The sequence below is a fragment of the Pararobbsia alpina genome (genome assembly GCF_965118125.1).
In the GTDB taxonomy this organism is placed as follows: Bacteria; Pseudomonadota; Gammaproteobacteria; order Burkholderiales; family Burkholderiaceae; genus Pararobbsia; species Pararobbsia alpina_A.
The window spans coordinates 2,110,516-2,127,707 of sequence record NZ_OZ221288.1; the positions used below are offsets into that span (position 1 = coordinate 2,110,516).

The following is a 17,192-nucleotide window of genomic DNA, read 5'->3' on the forward strand; positions in this document are numbered from 1 at the left end:
AACGATGTCATGTCTACCCTGTCCGCCTTCCAAGCCCGTGTCGCTGCGATTGCCCTGGCTGCATCGCTTTCCGCCGGAATCGCCGCACCTGCCGCCGCCGCGACCGAGCCGACGCTCGTGAAGCCGCAGACCCTGATCGTCGATCCGAGCTTGCCCAAGGCTCAGGCCGATGCGCAGATCCTTGCAGCACGCCGCTACGACTCGTTCTGGAACACGGGTGACGAGTCGCTCGCACGCGCCGCACTTGCTCCGAACTTCACCGACCGCACGCTGCCGCCGGGTCGCGTTCAGGGCGTCGAAGGCCCGCTCGCCGCTTCGAAATTCGTGCGAGGCGCCGTGCCCGACATGCAGGCTGACATCGAGCAGATGATCGTCAGCGGCGATCGCGTGGTGACCCATCTGCACTTCCACGGCCATTTCACCGGCCAGTTCAAAGGCATTCAAGGCAAGGGTCAGACGATCGACTTCATCGCAACTGACATCTACCGCGTGGCTGATGGGCAGATCGCCGAGAACTGGCACCTTGAAGACAACCTGACGTTCCTGCAGCAGATTGGTGTGGTGAGCAAGTAAGTGCACGCTCACGTCAGGATTGGCCGTGGGCTTTGCGCCCTCGGCGACGGGCGCCGCCATGCAAGCTGGCGAGCCCGACCCGATAAAAGCAAGACGCCGGGTGCTGACGTTTTGGTAGCCCCCGAGAATCGAAGACTCATCGAACACAAGACGCAGTCGAACTCAGCATTCGATCGAACTCAAGCCTCGATCGAAGCCAGACTCAACCTCCAAGGAATTGAACATGAATACGTTTGAAGGCAAGAAAGTGCTCGTCGTGGGCGGCAGCTCGGGCATCGGCGAGGCAACGGCCAAGGCATTCGCGTCGCAAGGCGCAGCGGTGACGATCGCGTCGCGCAATGAAGCGAAGCTCAAAGCGGCAGCCGCGCAAATCGGCGCGAATGTCCGTACGGCGGTCCTCGACACGGCGGATGAACGTGCGGTCGAAGCGTTTTTTGAAAGCGAGGGTGCGTATGACCATATCGTGATCTCGGCCGCTCAAACGCCGACGGGCGCCATCCGCCAGCTGTCGCTCGACGATGCGCGTGTCGCCATGGAGAGCAAATTCTGGGGAGCGTACCGGGTTGCCCGGGCCGCGAAGTTCAACGCAGGCGCGTCGCTGACGTTCGTCTCCGGCTTCCTGAGCGTGCGACCGAGCAAGAGCTCCGTGCTGCAAGGCGCGATCAACGCGGCGGTTGAAGCGCTGGCGCGCGGCCTGGCCCTCGAGCTGTCGCCCGTGCGGGTGAACACCGTGTCACCGGGCCTGATTGCCACGCCGCTTTGGTCCAGGCTCAGCGACGACGCGCGCAACAACCTGTTCGAGGGCGCCGCGGCGAAGCTGCCGGCCCAGCGCGTCGGCCAGCCCGAGGACGTCGCCAACGCGGTGGTCTACCTGGCCTCGACACCCTTTGCCACGGGTTCGACCGTGCTCGTGGATGGCGGCGGCGCGATCGCGTAAGCGCGTGGCAGCACCGGGCCGAACCCGATCAAGCCCGGCGTGACCGAGCTGTGTCACGCCCAGCCCCGTACCACAGGGCTTAAAACCTCGCAGGATCGGGCATTCGGCCGGCGATTTGGTATCCCATCGAAAAAGTGAGGAATATCAAGGCGCTGGCCGCCTCACAAGCGCCAAGGCGAACTAAACAGCCCTGCGCCGCGCCAGGATTTACCCGATTTGAGGGGTTTTAGAAAAGGAATCCCAAATTGATCGTTTGTGATTTCGCACTAACGCAGCTAGATTAGGCATATCTGTAGTGGAGAGGGCATGAGCTATGCCAACACCCGCCTCGAGCCAGTCGAATTCGCTGTTTGCGCGCGTTCAGCGCTGGTTAGGTCTTGACGATGCCGATGACGCGTCCGAATGCCCGTGTGCTGTCGCGGCACGGATCGAACGTGCGGCCGCTGAAGCCCGTGCAAAACGGCTTTCCGACAAAGAGACCGCCGTGCAGCGCAAGCTGGCGGGCAAGTCGCTCGAAGCTCAATCCACTGGCGTGTGTTCCATCGCCGCGGCGCGCGAAGCGATTGCCGCAAAGACCGAGTCGATGCGCGTAGCGCGCGCCGACGACGGCAAGGCCGATCGAGCCGCCACCTACGCGATGGGCGGCTACTTCAATTCCGGCTTTCTCGCCGACACCTTCGTCTATCTACCTGAAGTCTGGCTTGGCGGCGACGGCGAACACTGACGACGCGGCCGAAGTCTCGGCCATCAACACGCTCTCTCGCAACACCCATCTTCGACACGCCTGTATCGAGCGCGCGTCGTTCAAGTCTGCAATCCGTCCAACGATCGCATCGCCGAGTTCGGCAAGCGCGTTCATCGTTTCCTGAAACGGCAGTCGCCAGGCTTCGCGCGCGTTCACCGCACCCATTGCGTCGCCCTGACGCAGCAGGATCAACTGAGCAGGATAAGCACCAGGAAGTGCTTCCCTGAAATCGTGAACTGCTAAAAAGTCCCGAAGTATGTCGTCGTCGCGATCTGCCTGAATTTCAGCGGTTTGAGGGTCAATGGCTGGCAATGATGCGCACGGCATAGTCATGGTCGGCGCACCGGTGGCAGCTATATCGATCGATGGGAACTTCGCGGGATCGGAATCGACTGTCGCTGCATCACGGGCATCACGGGCATCACGGGCATCACGGGCATCACGGGCATCACGGGCATCACGAATATCGCGGACACCAAGGCCATCACAGACCCTAGACGCCGCTGCGCATCCATCGATGGTGGGCAAGCAAACGGGTTGCGTATTGCAAAATAGCCATCGCCGTACTGTTCGCGTGCGCAGATCGGTCAGCGAAGGCAAGCCCGAACCCGAACCACTACCGGCCGCAAAGACCGGACATTGTTGATCGGCGATCAAATGCGGCCAGGCGCGCGACAGAAACTCCAGCAAATCGATCCAACACCAGGTCATCCGTTCGACCGAGCCGAATTCATCGAGCCGGCCCCATACGACCGACGGGCCGATCGACATCCAGAGATCGCCCCATGTCCTGCCGACAGGTCCATGCGTGCCGTAGCCGTGGCGCCATAGCAGTCCACCGTGCAGCGCATCGCGCTGCCCAAAAGTCAGCGTTTCGTCTTCCATTGTCTGCATAGCCAAGCGATGAGTTTGCCTTCTTCGCCCAGCGCCTGAGCGCGGCGCCAGAGTTCGCGAAGGATGGATCTTGGTGGCGGCGCCATGGGCGGTCCGTTCGGAAAGCCGTGCCACGTGAGACCGCCGTCAGTCGAAGAAGCCGCGTAGATCGCGCCGTCGTAGTACGCCCAAAGGCGATACGGCGCTGAACCCGTGGTTTGCCGGTATTCCGGAATGGCGCGTTGCAGCAGCATCGTTGCGCGCGACTCGCAGAAGTGTCGCGGGCATTTGCCAACCCAGAAGTCACCTTTTTGAAGCACCATCGTCGCGCGCTCGTGCGTGCCGCGATGTTTGCGTCGATGTTCGCCTTTGCAATATCGAAGGGACCGATTCGGTTGGGGCCAGCCGGTGTCGCACATGGATCACGCTCCGCGATGTATCTCGGAAAGCATGTTGGCATCGATGTCGGCGACGAAAGGAGGAGGCGATGTCTCGATTGTTGACATCGCGTTTCGCGAAGGCGTTAGGAAAAGTCTGCGACTGACGAAGCGACCGGACAATGTTGTCGCGCGATCGCCTGTGCTCGGGTTAGGCTTGCGTGGCGCGAGAGCGACCCGCGTCATGCGCGTTCGGGTCCATCACCGGAGACCCGCTCTACACAAGGAGCCGTGAATGATCGACCACACTGGTGTTGTTGTTAGCGACTTTGAGCGGAGCAAGCAGTTCTATAGCGTCGCGTTGGGCGCGATCGGCTATGCGTTGATTGCCGAATTTCCGGCATCGGTGACGGGCCATACCGACGTCGCCGGATTCGGCGAGGGCGGCAAAGCGGATTTTTGGATTTATCGCGGCAAGCCCAACGATCCACCCATACACGTTGCGTTTCGCGTGGAAAAGCGCGCCGCCGTGGACGCATTCCATCGCGCCGCGATCAACGCGGGCGCTCGTGATAACGGCGTGCCCGGAGTACGCCCTCACTACCATCCGAATTACTACGGCGCTTTCGCGCTGGACCCCGACGGACATAATGTCGAGGCCGTGTGTCACGCACCGGCGGAGTGAGCGCGCTTTAAGTATTCGGATCGGTAACAGATCGCCACGCATGCGATGCCGGCGGTCGCGCAGGTTCCGATGGTCAGAAACACTTCGCTGTTGGTCAGATGCGCCGTCATGATGGCGCCGAGAAACGGGGCGAGGAACTGCAGCGCAAGGCCAGACGATTGAAGTGACGCACTGGCCTGCGCTGCGCGGTCGTTCGCATGCGTGGCGATAAAGACGCGGCTAGCGATGCGAAACCGGGCGCCGGCGATGCCGGTGCCAAAGAAAGCGAGCGCGAGCGCTAAAGACGCGATGGGTAACGGCAAGCGAAAGATAAGGCCCATGACTACGAATGCGACGCAGGTTGCCAACGACGGCGCAATCAGTGCGCTCAGTTGAACAGTCCCATCGTCGCGCGCCTTGAACATCATGCCGCCGAGCAAGCTTCCGCATGCAGCGCACGAGACGACGATCCCGAGCACGGATGAATGGAAGCCCTGACTCCGGAGCATCAGCGGGAACTGGTTGTTGACGGCTGAGGCAAGGGCTGTGGTGATCGCGAAGCACAGGAGGAGTGGGGCGATCGGGTTGTTGAGAAATTCGCGTAAGGAAGGGCGGGGGCTTTTGGTCGTCGGAGCGGTCGTTTGCGCGTCGGCCGTAGCGTTTGTTTTTGCGTGTGTGTTTGTGTGTGCGTCAGCGATTGCGTCGGCGTTGGTGTTTGGATTTTCATTGGTGCCTGCACCTGCACCTGCACCTGCACCTGCACCTGCACCTGTTTCTGGGTTTTCGACGGCGTGGACGCGCTCGGTTGCGGCTGACACAAGCAAACACACCATGGCGACGGCGATCAAGGCCAGCGAAGCCAGCATCGTATGGGAGTCGCCAAGCCAAGAGCCGATTACCGCACCCGTCGCCGGCGCGCAAATCTTGGCGGCACTTTGCAGCAGCGAGATCAACCGAAAAGCGGGACCTTGCTCATCCGCGCTTAGCGTCGTCGTCACATAACGCATTTCCGCAGGATCAATAAAGCCGAGCGCGGCCGACTTGACCGCAACGACGGCGAGAAACACAAAGAAACTATCGACAAAGAGGAGCGCGGTAGTGGTTCCCAACGTGACGGCCAGCGCAGCGAGCGTGACGTAAGTGCTTCTGCCGCGGTGACAGATGCGCGCGACCGGCCGCGTAAGCGCAACCGATGGCAGCAGCAGCGCTGCGCTGAGCAAAACGAGGTCAACCGGACGCGCGCTAAAGCGCCAGGTTGCGATATTCAAAATGGCGAGAAAATTAATCCATCCGCCAAAGCTTGCAAAAAAGCCACCAGTAACAAAAGCCAGAAACGAGCGGTTATAAGGCATATTTATTTGCGTTCTTATTCAATGACAATACGTCAGGACGAGCGCGGGCCTTCGACGCAACTCGAATGTTTTGCTGAATGGGCGGCTAAAACGGAAATATCCGAAAAGCCAATCAAACGACTAAAGCAAAACGCGAAGACGAACACCGGCCGAATGCTCGGCGCAAGGGCGGGCACTCTGATCGGAGCAATACGGAGCAAGCAAACAAACGACGCAGCGAGTACGGACGACGTAGCGAGTACGGACGACGTAGCGAGTACAGATGACACGGCCACGAGGGCCAGCGACTACCGGGAGACCATTCGATCCGACCAGCCAGTTCGGCAGTCAATCAAGCACCGGAACTGGCGAACTACCTTAGGACGTTGCAACCGACAAACGGGAAAGCCGTGACGCGTCGGCAACCAGACACAACTCCAGCCAGACTAGAACAGTCCCGGTTGTTGCTCGGTCACCATGCGAACACCGTTGAGTTCATTCATGCGCAGACGAGCTTTGGCGAGATCGTGAAGCAGCTGACGCTGAAGCCACGTTTCCGCGCCGCCACCGAACGCCATATCGAGCCGCAGCGCCATCTCCGGAGAGATGGAAGCCTTGCCGCTCAACAAGTTAGTCAAAGCCTGACGGCTCACCCCGAGCGCCGACGCTGCCTCGGTAACAGACAGGTTGAAGCGTTCCAGGCAGTTCTGCCGAACGACCACGCCAGGATGAATGAATTCAGGATTCGCCATGACCGAGAAGATATCGGGCAATTGGCAGAACGTCAATTGACAAGCGACGCTTGTCATATTGGGTGTGGGGGTGTTGGGCGGAGGATGGAACGTCGGGAAATAGAGCCCGTCAAGCACTGCTCTCGCTAACAGGAAACGGAGCACACGGCCGTCATCCGAAGCGAAATCGTGTGATTTTCAACAAAGGCGACAATCCCACGACCTTGAACTCAATCGGCGTTAGTAAGGAATCAGCAAAAAAGTTATCTCGCACGCTGCTTTCCCTCCAAAACGACAAATCGCGCGACCGGCGACCAGTAATTTAAGGTGACGTGGGAAAGTGCGGAATCGAGTCGCTAAGGCAAACCCAGGGTTGTGCGCTAGACGTCCAGATATCCAGCATCGGCCGAAACTCTGATGGATTGTCCAGCGTAGCGAACCGGACAGACATCACTTCTGGAGCCGTCTCGCCACTCGTGAACAAAGGAGAGCCGCAATCCGGACAAAAGCTGCGAACTGCGAGCCTGCCACTGCTTGCGCGAACCGAGTGTGTCTTCGGCGTACCGGCGATCGTCATGTCCGACACACGCACGATGAAGCCGGACGCGAAGGGAGCACCGCTCGAGCGCTGGCAGTCGAGACAGTGGCAATTCAATGTCGCAACAGGCGCGCTTGAACAGACGTAGCGAATCGATCTGCACGCGCAACCGCCCGTAAATGGGGATGTCATTTCGCTCCTTCTCGTGTCTGTTTCGTATTGGCGAACATCGCCAATACCTCGCTGCGGACCCGTGGTTCTGTTCGATTGATTCGCTCGCGAGACTGAGCGATGCGGGCATCGTACGGCAAATCCTCGGAGCCAGTTTTGTGGGCGTTCTGAAGAGCGAATCTGGAATGACGTACCGGGGTGGCATCTTCCTGTGGAGTTTGGCTCGGCTCTGCCATCAGGAGACTTAACGGTAGTCCTCGCTATCGAATCTTCTTGTCCCGCCGCAACTTCGTGAATCCCGCAGGTTCCCAAGAGCGCATCGCGACCAGAAGCGCGGTCCCTTGTCTGTCCGAAAGCGGAGCGTCCGATGACGCTTCGTGCAGCGCCGCGAGCTTGGCTCTCAGTCTTTCGATATCGCCGCGAAGCTGCGCGCACGCGGCGTGGGTCAACATGCCATGGCCGAAACTCAGGCTATCGGTATCGGCCCCATCAAAGTCGTCCGCCAGAAAATCCGGAATGGTGTTCGCGCGGAGAAACTGACGGATCGGCCCCTTGCTGAGCCAGTCAAAATCCCGAGCGATCAGAAGGCGAATGCGATTGCCGGGGTATAAATGCACGATTCCCATCTTCTCGAGTCCGAGCACGTACTTGATGCATTCCGCTTCAGAAAGCGAATATGTCGATACGATGTCGTCCACGGTCCATTGATTGATCACGCACACCGCAACCAGGAGCTGCTTTTCGTCGGCGACGAGTGTGGCCTCCTGAGCGTGTGTGAGTACTTGCAGGCGTGGCGCGACCGCTTCCGATTCGGAGACGAGTTCAACAACGGTCATTCCCAGAAGCTCTGCGAGCTGATCGACATGGGCGAGGCTCAGGCGTTTGCTGGCGAATAGGCGTTTGACGCTGGGTTCCGAAAGATCGAGTGCGTCGGCGACATGTCGATAGGTCAGTTGTCGGCCGCGCAATAAGCGCTTGATAGTCGGAACGAGAAGATCGGCGAGAGCCATAGGTCGCAAAAAATAATACCTTGAGGACAAGGCGATGCTACCACGGCAGTTTCAAGGAGCGTTTTTCGGACCCTCAGAGCAAGATGGCTTCCGCCGCGCAACTCGTTGCCACGGAGCCAATGAAGGACAAGCCTTCAGTCGTGTAATCCGGTGATGAGACGTCGTCAATCAAGCCTGACAACAAGGAAAAACTCGAAATGCTTTTAGGCAAGTTCGTCTCCGCTTTCTTCTCCACTCGCGGTCGCGCCACTCGCAGCCAGTGGTTGAGCCGGATGTGTGTCATTGCGCTGGTATGCGCAGCTTTCGGAAGTCTCTCGGATTCGTGGTTCGGTGAGACAGGCTCTTCGGCTTTCGCGATCGTCTTTCTCTGGAGTGCAATCGCTGTTGGCACTCAGCGCTTACACGACATCGGTCACAGCGGATGGACGCTTATCAAGGTCGTGATCCCGGTCCTTGGTCCGATCTGGGTGCTGATCTATTGGCTGCGCCGAGGGGTGAATCACGAGAATCGCTTTGGTCCGGATCCGGCAACGCGCTCGGACTATCTCCAAGTCGACATCGGGAAGTGAGACAGCCATGACAACAGTCAACGATGTGACTCAACTGAATCGCATTCCCGTATTTTCTGTGGCAACGCCGACCTCGACGCAGGACGTTGTCGACGCGCTGTTGCAGACCCGTCTCCCGGTGTCAGTCGGCGGTGGTCACTTCAGCATGGGCGGACACACTGCGAGCCCCGGCACATTGCATCTGGATATGCGCAAGATGAATCGCGTGCTCCGGTTCGAGCCCGATGCGAAGCTGATTCGCGTTCAAGCCGGCATTCGGTGGTGCGATATTCAACGATTTATCGATCCGCATGGCTTGTCCGTCAAGATCATGCAGACCTATGCCAACTTCACGGTCGGTGGGGCGCTGTCAGTCAATGCGCACGGTCGATATGTCGGCTTGGGGCCGGTTGTATTGTCGGTCCGCTCGATTACGCTTGTGCTCGCAAGCGGAGAAGTCGTTGAATGCTCCCTGACCGAGAACGGCGCTTTGTTTAGCGCAGCGATCGGTGGATATGGCGGCGTCGGCATCATTACCGAGGTTGAACTTGAACTGGCGATCAATACGCGGGTCAAGCGCACCGACGAGAAAATGAGCGTTGCTGACTACGCGTCATGGTTCGATAAAAACATCCGTGGCCACCAGGACGTCATTTTCCATAACTTCGATCTGTATCCGCCGCACTACACGCGCGGCAGAGCAACGAGCTGGACGATCACGGATGAGCCGGCTACGTCAGCACGTTTGCAGCCGCTCAATCGCGGCTTTCTCGCGGCAAAGTACTTTCTTTGGGCGATCACTGAAACGCCCTTCGGAAAGTTTCGTCGTGAGTATCTGTACGACCCGCTTCTGAATTTCGGCAAGAAGGTTCATTGGCGCAATTACGAGGCCGGCTACGATGTTGCTGAGCTGGAACCCGTCGGGCGTCGCGATCGGACCTACGTGCTTCAGGAGTATTTCGTTCCCGCGCATGCCGTCACGCAATTCGCTGCGGCGATGTCTGCGATTCTGTCGCGCCATCGCGTGAACGCGGTCAATATCTCCGTGCGTCATGCGATTGGAGACAATCGCACGGTCATGGCATGGGCGCGCGGCGAGACATTTGCGTTTGTGCTTTATCACAAGCAGCGCACGCGCTCGAACGCGAAGGAACGGGTCGCCGTATGGACACGGCAACTGATTGACGCGGTGCTCGACGCTGGCGGCACGTACTACCTACCGTATCAGTTGCATGCTACCCATGATCAATTTCACCGTGCTTATCCGCGTGCACGGGAGATGTTCGCGCTCAAGCGACAATTCGATCCGGACTATCGTCTGCGGGGCGCGCTTTGGGATCGATACTATGCGCCCGAGCTCAACGTTGCCGATTCGACGTCTGAAGCCGCGTCTGCAGAACCGGCTGCTGTGTCCGAGAAAATCGAGGACACAGCGACTCTGTTCGCCACGATCTATCGCGACGATCGACAGGCCGATCGTTTCTATAACTTCCTGCAGAACATATTCAATGTGATGCCGGAAGACCGCCTGCATACGTTGATCAAGACGTCGATCGCCGAGCATGTCGGCGACGAACAGATTTATCGTGCGGTACAGGGCGGACTGAAATCGAATACACCTCCGCTTGCTATGTTGACGCATGCTCTGCCGTCACTGTCCGTTCAAAAGACGGAAATGGGTCGACAAGCCGCAGTGCTTCTTCGTGATGCCGAGTTGCGAGATTACGTCGAGATTGGAACAACGGGACGATACGTTCGCGCGATGCAAAAGCATTTGCGATTAAAGGGGCGAGTCACGCTGGTTCACGATGTTGAAGCGGGAATGAGTCCCGTCGATATCGTTGAACGAGGACAAATTGGATCGATCGGCGAATTCCAGCCTTTAAATAATTACGCACCCATCGAACTTCCCGCTGCAAGTGCAGACCTGGTCAGCTGCTTTGTCGGCCTGCATCATATGGCGCCGGAAAAGCTCAACCCGTTTCTCGAATCGATCGCCAGGATTACGCGGCCGGGTGGCTATTTTGTGGTTCGAGATCACGACGTCACGACGCCAAGCATGGATGCGTTTGTCTCGCTTGCGCATACCGTTTTCAATGCAGTGCTCGGCGAGCCATGGGAAACGAATCGCGCCGAGCTTCGGCATTTCGCGAGTGTCGACGACTGGATCAAGCGCGTCGAGGCCGCAGGGTTTCGTCACACGGGCGAGAAACTGACTCAAAACGGCGACCCTTCGGACAACGTTCTGATGGCGTTTGTTCGCGAGGGAGTCCCGGCATGAAGCAATGGCTACGCGCAGCATTGTTGATGGCCGGTGTCATGATCGCGACCGTATCGTCTGCAGAGCTTTCAGAGCCGGCCGCAACGCAAAGTGCGAGCGCCACCGGGGCGGCGTATTCAAGCCCGGTACCCGTCGCGGATCGGCGCGGACCCGAGCAGACATTGCTCACGTTCCCGGAGTGGTATCTCGTACATAGTCCGGCGGAATATGCGCGCATGGTCAAAACCATGCCGTCTCACGACTTTCCGTTTCTCCAGCAGATCGGGCAACTTTGGTCTGGCTATGCGGTGGTGACGCGTGAGCAGCTGCGTGGCGGCTATTCGTTGAATCCGGCGTATCACGTGATGATTTGGGTCATCGCTTCGAGCACGACTGTTGAATACGCGCTGCGTTCGATTTACGAAAACACAGTGGGCCGCGCGAGCTGGCTGCTTGGTGGAGAACGCCTGACTGACGAAGATCGGTACGGCGCTCAGGCAGCGCAAGAGTACGTCGACTTCATTCGCCAGGAGCCTTGGTATTTATTCGATTTTGGCTCGAGGCTTCACCACCTTTGGACCGATGTACCGATGCATGGCCCGGGCTTGATACGGAAATGGGAGCGCAGGTACGCATTGACGACGGAATATGCCATCAAGGCGGCGTATGGAAAACTCATCGAAAAGGCAACTCGGGCGACTTACACACCGGCTTTGATGACGACCGACGTCGTCGTCGATCACTTACCTGAGAACTGGTCACCGCCTGATCGTGTCAGAGTCCTGTCGCGACTCCCGGATAATCGTGCACTGCTCGAATTGCCGCGCTATTTCGATTTCAGAATCGCGGCGACCTCGCTTTCACAACAAGGGATACGTCTCACGGATATCGCGGGGAATACCTCTGACATCTTGGTCACCGTGTGGAAGAAGGATGAAACGTCACTGCCGATTGGAGACGGTCGAGTGTTGTTCGAACAACGGCTGACAGTACCGGCGAATACACAACGCGTGGCTCTGCTGATACCGGTACGAGAACTCTCCGATTTTCTTGTCACTGCCGGAGCGCATGGTGTGGCAGTCGAGCATGTCTATGACTATTGAAGCGGGTGCGATGATGCGACCGACCACGGAGCATGACGAACTCGCGGCAAGTCGATAACGGAACGCCACGTCTATTCGTTGCTAGATCGAACATGCCGCAAGCAAAGACGATAACGACCACGACCGGTTTGCAACTTGCCGCGCTGGATTTTGGCGGCGAGGGCGACCTGGTTCTACTGCTCCACGGAGCGGGACGTTCGGCGGCCGACTGGCTGAGCATGGCTCCGCATCTGACTCCGCACGGTCGTGTGGTGGCGATGGACCTCCGCGGTCACGGCCAATCGAGTTGCGGTCCATGGACCCTCGATCATGCTCTTGCGGACATTGACGAGGTGATTGGGCGCTATGAAGCCAGGCGACCAATCCTTATCGGTCATTCGTTGGGTGGGGTGCTGGCGACCGTTTTTGCACTGAAGCTGAATGCCGTGCGAGCGTTAATCAATCTCGACGGATTCGCACTGCATGCCGACGAATACGTGGGGATCTCTGCCGCCGAAGCGATTGAATTTCGAGAGCGCGCCGATCTCAAGTGGGATTGGTCTTCACCCGTGTTGACACGAAAGAAGGTGCATGCAGCGGTCCTCGAAACCGCGCGACACTATGGCCTGGAAGCGGATGTGGCGACAGCCGTCGTTTTCCGAAGACTGGCAGCCTTGAATCAGGACACGTATGGCTATCGCAATGACACTATCACGCGCGATGGCGTCAGAGATCTTTACCGTTCGTTTTTGCTTGACCGCAGTTTCTTCGAGTTAGTGAAAGGCAGCACATGCCCGAGTCTGTTCTTCCGCTCGAAAACAGGCACTCCACCAGCCAAGATGCCCGACTGGCAACGCGCATTGGACAACGCGTACATCCGCGGTCTTGACTCGCGTATCGCTGTGCTGGAGGAGAGCGAGCGGGCCACCGTCTTGCCGAGGGAGACCAGCCACATGATGCTCCTCGAAGAACCGGCAGCGCTGGCATTAGAGATCAACGCATTTCTCTCAGCCTTGCGGGCGTATTGATGCTTGCCTCTGGAAACAGTCGGAACCAAGCAGTGCGAGTCGCAACGCGTCACGGGTCGTTTTTAGACCCTGGGTGTAAGCAATATTCTGTAGGTTCAATATCTGCGTCCGTTGCTGCTACGCTTTCAAACTCGGTCATCACCTTCTTTCTGTATGGAATCCGGTCGTCGCTTCTTCGATGAACTCAATGCGCAGTTCTTGCAGTACCTCCGCGAAGAGGGAGAGTTGTATTGGTCCATCTACACCGGGCAGAGCCACGATCACGAAAAGCTGACCTCGGCCACATTGGCCAGGAAGTTGTTTGTGGGCGACGCACACCGCCTCGCACTCGTTAAAGCCCACGTGTCTCGACTGAAGCATATGCCCTCGTCGACCGAACGCGATGTGCTTCTCAATGGCTTGGAGGGGTGGGCGGCTGTGCTTGAGGCCAATGCGACGGGTACGGACGCCGCCGGGAGCATGCTGTCAGAGTTGTTGAACCTTGACGCCGAACTGTTCCGGCGTCGACAAGAGCTCGAACTGGCCCACATCGACGCGAGCGGCCGTCTCTCGAAGGCGACACCGGCGGCTCTCCGAACCAATATGGCCTCGAACGCTGATGAGTCCGCGCGGAGAAGTTCGAGTGAGGCGCTGTACCGAATCGAGCGGTGGATCGTTGACAACGGCTTTGCAGACATTGTCGCGAGACGTAATGCTTGGGCTCGCGAGTTGGGTTACACAAACTTTTTTGAATATCGACTCAAAATAAGCACAGGCATGACCCCGGAGCAGTTGTTGGCCGTATTCGATCGCTTTGAACAAAGTACGCGGGCATCACACCGCGAAGCGCTAGACCGGCTCGCACGGAGATTCGGGAATGACGCGGTTTTGCCACACAACCTTGCGTACTACATGCGGGGTGATGCGGAACGAGAGCGCGACCGCTATTTCCCTTTTCGCAAGGCGATCGGGCGCTGGATAGCGTCGTACCAGAGAATGGGGGTGTCGTTTCGCGGCGCGCGACTTCAGATCGACTTATTGGACCGCGACGGGAAGTTTCCGACGGGTTTTTGTATTGCTCCGACACCAGGGTATCGCGACGACCTGAATGGGCGAATACCCGCGGATGTCCGTTTCACGTCGACGGCACGCCCTCGTCAACCAGGCGCGGGCCTGCGAGGGTTGAATGTCTTGTTTCACGAAGCAGGGCATGCCGCGCACTTCTCGAACGTCACGATGAATTCTCCGTGTTTCTCGCAGGAGTTTCCGCCGAGTTCACCCGCATTGCTTGAAACCCAGGCCAAGTTCTTCGAGGCCCTTCCCTCGGATCCGGCGTGGATGAGACGCTACGCGAGAGATCTTGAGGGAAATCTGATACCCGATGAAATGATCAAAGCGCACGTCGAGGCACGCCAGAACAGCCTGGTGCACGCGGAGCGGGTTGATCTGATCCCGACCTACGTCGAGTGGGCGATCTATTCGATGGACGATGACGAACGGACACCCGATTCGATATTGGCTGTCGCGCAATCAGTCACCGAACGCGTTCTGGGAATTTCCGGGCACACAGGCTATGTGTTTGCAACGCCGCATCCGGTGTTTCACGACATGGCCGTCTATTACCACGGCTATTTGCTGGCCAAAATGGCGGTGGCTCAAATGCGAGCGTATTTTCTCCGCACGCAGGGTTACATCGTCGATAACCCGGAGGTCGGTCGTCTGCTTGCCACGCATTGCTGGGCGCCGGGGAACAGCGCGAGTCTCGACCAGACTCTGCTTTCACTCGCCGGCGAGCCGCTTCGTTCCGAGTACCTGTCGGACGAATGCAATCGTTCGCCTGAAGAGGCGTGGAGATTGGCGCAAAACGCTATGCAACGAGGCGGACCGACTGACCTGACTATTGAGCCGGATGGTCTTCAGGCCTCCATCTCGCTTGTCCATGGTCGTGAGCACATAGCAAGCAATGACACGTCGATAGCCGCGATGTGTGCCGAATTCGAGTCGTGGCTCGACAATCAATCTAGCCTTATATGAGCGCAACCAACGACCGCCTTGTAGTACGTCCCCTTGCCGAGAGTGATGCAGAGGCCTTCCAGGCACTTCGTCTCAAAGCGACCGTCGATGCCCCGTTTGCGATATGGCCGACATATGAAGAAGAGGCCGCGCGGACGCGGCAAGAAGTAGAGGCGAGCATGCGCTTCACGTCGCATCAGTTTGTCTACGGCGCGTTCGACGACCAAGAGCTCGTTGCGATTGCTGGATTGCGTCGAGTGCCGCTCAAAAAAGTTGAACACAAAGCCACGCTTTGGGGCGTATTCGTGGAGCCATCGTATCGGCGCAGTGGAATCGCACGACGTTTGCTCAGCGCGTTGATCGTACAAGCGCGCGCGAGCGACATTCGGCAAGTGCATCTTGCGGTGGGCGCCAACAATCCGCGAGCCAGAGCGCTGTATGAATCGCTGGGCTTCAAGTCATACGGCATCGAGCCGAACGCGATGTTGGTCGACGGTCAGTTCATTGACGAGGAACTGATGATCGCCTCGCTCAGTTAACTGACGATCCCGACTCACCGAGAGAAAACTCTGAGACTCTCCAGTCGGCATCGCCCGAATCGGCTAACGACTAACGAATCGCGACGTACGCCGGCGGTTCCACTCTCTTGCCTTTCCTACTGAGTCACCGGCGCATTCACCAAAATCCCCATCGGCTTCAACGGCCCAATCGGGAACAGCGAAAACGTCATCAAGTGGGCTTTCCCGAGCGGAAGTGCTTCAAGCATTTCATGCGCTTTACCGATATCCGTCACATTCAAAATGAACGCCACGCCTGGCCGGTCCTGCAGCGAATACCATTGATCGATCTTGCCCTCGAGATAAAGCTGTGCCGTCTCGCGAACCTCGGTGGGAAGCGTGCGTTGGACAAGCTGCATGTCTGTGCCCGCGGGAAAGGTGCCGACCGCTAATATCTTTGTTGTGGGCGTATTGGGTAGTGCATTGGTTTGTGCCATGGAAACTCCGGGAGAAGCGGCGACCACCGAGGCGGTCGCCAGACTGAGAAGAAAGCGTTTCATCGTGTGGCCTCGAACTCAGCAGTCAGAACAGTCAAGAAGTTGGATGCGATGGTCAGCGCATACGCCACTAAGCACTGCAGGTGTCGATGCAAGAACCGCTCTCGCGAACCGCTGGCGCCAAGGTAACATCGGGGTTCGTGTGTGACTATTCATCACAATGTTGACGGGCTATGAAGCAGAACTTCACAGTCAGGCAGGGCGCGCTCGATGGCGTAGAGGCATTCCTGAGCGTTGCCCAGCATCGAAATTTCCGCAAGGCCGCCGCAGAACTTGGCGTGACGCCCTCGGCGATCAGCCAGACCATACGTGTGCTCGAATCGAGAATCGGCGCTGCGCTTTTCATTCGAACCACGCGCAGTGTTGGCCTGACCGAAGCCGGCGAGCGGTTCCTCGAGCGTGCGAAGCCCGCTTTCGAGGAATTGGTCGCCGCGAGCGAAGTCGCGCGCGAGCTCGGTCAGCGGCCATCGGGATTGCTGCGTCTGTCGGTGCCGCGCGCAGTGATCCCCGCGCTGCAGGAACTGATTGCATCGTTCTGCCGCGCCTATCCCGACGTCGAGGTCGAGCTTGCCGCGAGCAAGGAGGTCATCGACCTTGCAGCGGAGGGATTCGATGCCGGCATCCGGCAGGGACATCTCGTGGGCCCCGACATGATCGCCGTGCCGTTGACGCCACCCTTCCGTCTGATCGTCGTCGGCAGCCCCGCGTATTTCGCTGAGCGGAGCAAACCCCGGCACCCCAATGACCTGCGGCAGCACGCCTGCCTGCGGTGGCGGCTATCCAATGGTTCGCTCGCGCTGTGGTCGTTCAATGACAAAGATAGCGACAAGAAGATCGAGATCGCCGTGTCGGGTCCACTGATCGCCGGTGACTTTCAGACCACGCTTGACGCGGCGTTAGAGGGGATTGGCCTCGCCCAGGTGCCGGAGCCGATGGCGATGGAAGGGTTGAAAGCGGGGAAACTCACGCGCGTGCTGGAGAAGTACGCGTCCGTGATGCCGGGGGTCTTCCTCTGCTATCCGGGTCGCCGGCACATCATGCCTAAGCTGCGAGCCTTCATCGATCACGTGAAGAGCCGCAACGCAGGCGATGGCAAGGCACGGGCACAGCCGGCTGCGAAGCACGCCAGGGTACGAAAGAAGACTGAAGCCTCATCCTGAGTTCCGGACGGAACGGATATCCGCGTTTTCGAAGGTCGAAGGTCTTTTCAGCTCAGAAAGCCTCGTGATAGCAAGAAGCACGCGTGCAACGAGGTGCATTGCAGAACGAATAGCATTC

At 58.5% G+C, this 17,192-nt stretch carries 18 protein-coding genes; 11 read left to right on the forward strand and 7 right to left on the reverse strand.

Features of this window, described 5'->3' with window-relative positions:
- Positions 1-9 precede the first annotated feature (9 nt).
- The 3 genes from ACMFWR_RS27435 (at position 10) to ACMFWR_RS27445 (ending at position 2,234) form a co-directional block, all read left to right on the forward strand.
- A complete protein-coding gene (locus ACMFWR_RS27435; RefSeq protein WP_413195529.1) occupies positions 10-573 on the forward strand; it encodes an ester cyclase in 564 nt (187 codons plus the stop codon).
- Between the two features lie 223 nt (positions 574-796).
- Positions 797-1,510 (forward strand): SDR family oxidoreductase, encoded by a 714-nt coding sequence (locus tag ACMFWR_RS27440; RefSeq protein ID WP_413195530.1) that lies wholly within the window; start codon positions 797-799, stop codon positions 1,508-1,510.
- Between the two features lie 313 nt (positions 1,511-1,823).
- Positions 1,824-2,234 carry a hypothetical protein gene (locus ACMFWR_RS27445; protein WP_413195531.1) on the forward strand — a complete coding sequence of 137 codons (411 nt, stop codon included), beginning with the start codon at positions 1,824-1,826 and terminating at the stop codon, positions 2,232-2,234.
- Here the strand turns inward: ACMFWR_RS27445 and ACMFWR_RS27450 are convergent.
- Together ACMFWR_RS27450 and ACMFWR_RS27455 are read right to left on the reverse strand one after the other, a co-directional pair.
- Positions 2,196-3,140, reverse strand: a complete 945-nt coding sequence (locus ACMFWR_RS27450) for a hypothetical protein (RefSeq protein ID WP_413195532.1) — start codon at positions 3,138-3,140, stop codon at positions 2,196-2,198. The two genes, ACMFWR_RS27445 and ACMFWR_RS27450, sit on opposite strands and share 39 nt — an antisense overlap.
- Positions 3,122-3,451, reverse strand: coding sequence for a hypothetical protein (locus tag ACMFWR_RS27455; protein ID WP_413195533.1), 330 nt, complete (start codon positions 3,449-3,451; stop codon positions 3,122-3,124). Before ACMFWR_RS27455 ends, ACMFWR_RS27450 begins: the two co-directional genes overlap by 19 nt.
- Positions 3,452-3,800: 349 nt before the next feature.
- Between ACMFWR_RS27455 and ACMFWR_RS27460 the strand changes: the two genes are divergently transcribed.
- Entirely contained in the window at positions 3,801-4,190 is a 390-nt protein-coding gene (locus ACMFWR_RS27460; protein WP_413195534.1) for a VOC family protein, read from the forward strand.
- On the opposite strand, the gene ACMFWR_RS27465 is transcribed toward ACMFWR_RS27460, so the two are convergent.
- From ACMFWR_RS27465 to ACMFWR_RS27480, 4 genes are all read right to left on the reverse strand, one after another.
- Positions 4,172-5,521, reverse strand: a complete 1,350-nt coding sequence (locus tag ACMFWR_RS27465; protein ID WP_413195535.1) for an MFS transporter — start codon at positions 5,519-5,521, stop codon at positions 4,172-4,174. The two genes, ACMFWR_RS27460 and ACMFWR_RS27465, sit on opposite strands and share 19 nt — an antisense overlap.
- Positions 5,522-5,946: 425 nt before the next feature.
- A complete protein-coding gene (locus tag ACMFWR_RS27470; protein ID WP_413195536.1) occupies positions 5,947-6,369 on the reverse strand; it encodes a HigA family addiction module antitoxin in 423 nt (140 codons plus the stop codon).
- A gap of 184 nt (positions 6,370-6,553) precedes the next feature.
- Positions 6,554-6,823 (reverse strand): GFA family protein, encoded by a 270-nt coding sequence (locus tag ACMFWR_RS27475; protein WP_413197364.1) that lies wholly within the window; start codon positions 6,821-6,823, stop codon positions 6,554-6,556.
- A 377-nt stretch (positions 6,824-7,200) separates the two neighbouring features.
- Positions 7,201-7,950: a helix-turn-helix domain-containing protein gene (locus ACMFWR_RS27480; protein ID WP_413197365.1), complete on the reverse strand. Its 750-nt coding sequence runs from the start codon at positions 7,948-7,950 to the stop codon at positions 7,201-7,203.
- A gap of 197 nt (positions 7,951-8,147) precedes the next feature.
- Between ACMFWR_RS27480 and ACMFWR_RS27485 the strand changes: the two genes are divergently transcribed.
- From ACMFWR_RS27485 to ACMFWR_RS27510, 6 genes are all read left to right on the forward strand, one after another.
- On the forward strand, positions 8,148-8,519 hold the full coding sequence (locus tag ACMFWR_RS27485) for a DUF805 domain-containing protein (protein ID WP_413195537.1): 372 nt from the start codon (positions 8,148-8,150) through the stop codon (positions 8,517-8,519).
- A 7-nt stretch (positions 8,520-8,526) separates the two neighbouring features.
- Positions 8,527-10,779 carry an FAD-binding protein gene (locus ACMFWR_RS27490; protein WP_413195538.1) on the forward strand — a complete coding sequence of 751 codons (2,253 nt, stop codon included), beginning with the start codon at positions 8,527-8,529 and terminating at the stop codon, positions 10,777-10,779.
- Positions 10,776-11,861 carry a hypothetical protein gene (locus tag ACMFWR_RS27495; protein WP_413195539.1) on the forward strand — a complete coding sequence of 362 codons (1,086 nt, stop codon included), beginning with the start codon at positions 10,776-10,778 and terminating at the stop codon, positions 11,859-11,861. The genes ACMFWR_RS27490 and ACMFWR_RS27495 overlap by 4 nt, the downstream gene beginning before the upstream one ends.
- A 92-nt stretch (positions 11,862-11,953) precedes the next feature.
- Positions 11,954-12,868 carry an alpha/beta fold hydrolase gene (locus ACMFWR_RS27500; protein ID WP_413195540.1) on the forward strand — a complete coding sequence of 305 codons (915 nt, stop codon included), beginning with the start codon at positions 11,954-11,956 and terminating at the stop codon, positions 12,866-12,868.
- Between the two features lie 153 nt (positions 12,869-13,021).
- A complete protein-coding gene (locus tag ACMFWR_RS27505; RefSeq protein WP_413195541.1) occupies positions 13,022-14,881 on the forward strand; it encodes a M3 family metallopeptidase in 1,860 nt (619 codons plus the stop codon).
- A complete protein-coding gene (locus ACMFWR_RS27510; protein WP_413195542.1) occupies positions 14,878-15,399 on the forward strand; it encodes an N-acetyltransferase family protein in 522 nt (173 codons plus the stop codon). Before ACMFWR_RS27505 ends, ACMFWR_RS27510 begins: the two co-directional genes overlap by 4 nt.
- A 116-nt stretch (positions 15,400-15,515) precedes the next feature.
- On the opposite strand, the gene ACMFWR_RS27515 is transcribed toward ACMFWR_RS27510, so the two are convergent.
- Entirely contained in the window at positions 15,516-15,917 is a 402-nt protein-coding gene (locus ACMFWR_RS27515; protein ID WP_413195543.1) for a hypothetical protein, read from the reverse strand.
- A gap of 170 nt (positions 15,918-16,087) precedes the next feature.
- Between ACMFWR_RS27515 and ACMFWR_RS27520 the strand changes: the two genes are divergently transcribed.
- Positions 16,088-17,074 carry a LysR substrate-binding domain-containing protein gene (locus tag ACMFWR_RS27520; RefSeq protein WP_413195544.1) on the forward strand — a complete coding sequence of 329 codons (987 nt, stop codon included), beginning with the start codon at positions 16,088-16,090 and terminating at the stop codon, positions 17,072-17,074.
- Positions 17,075-17,192: the final 118 nt, after the last annotated feature.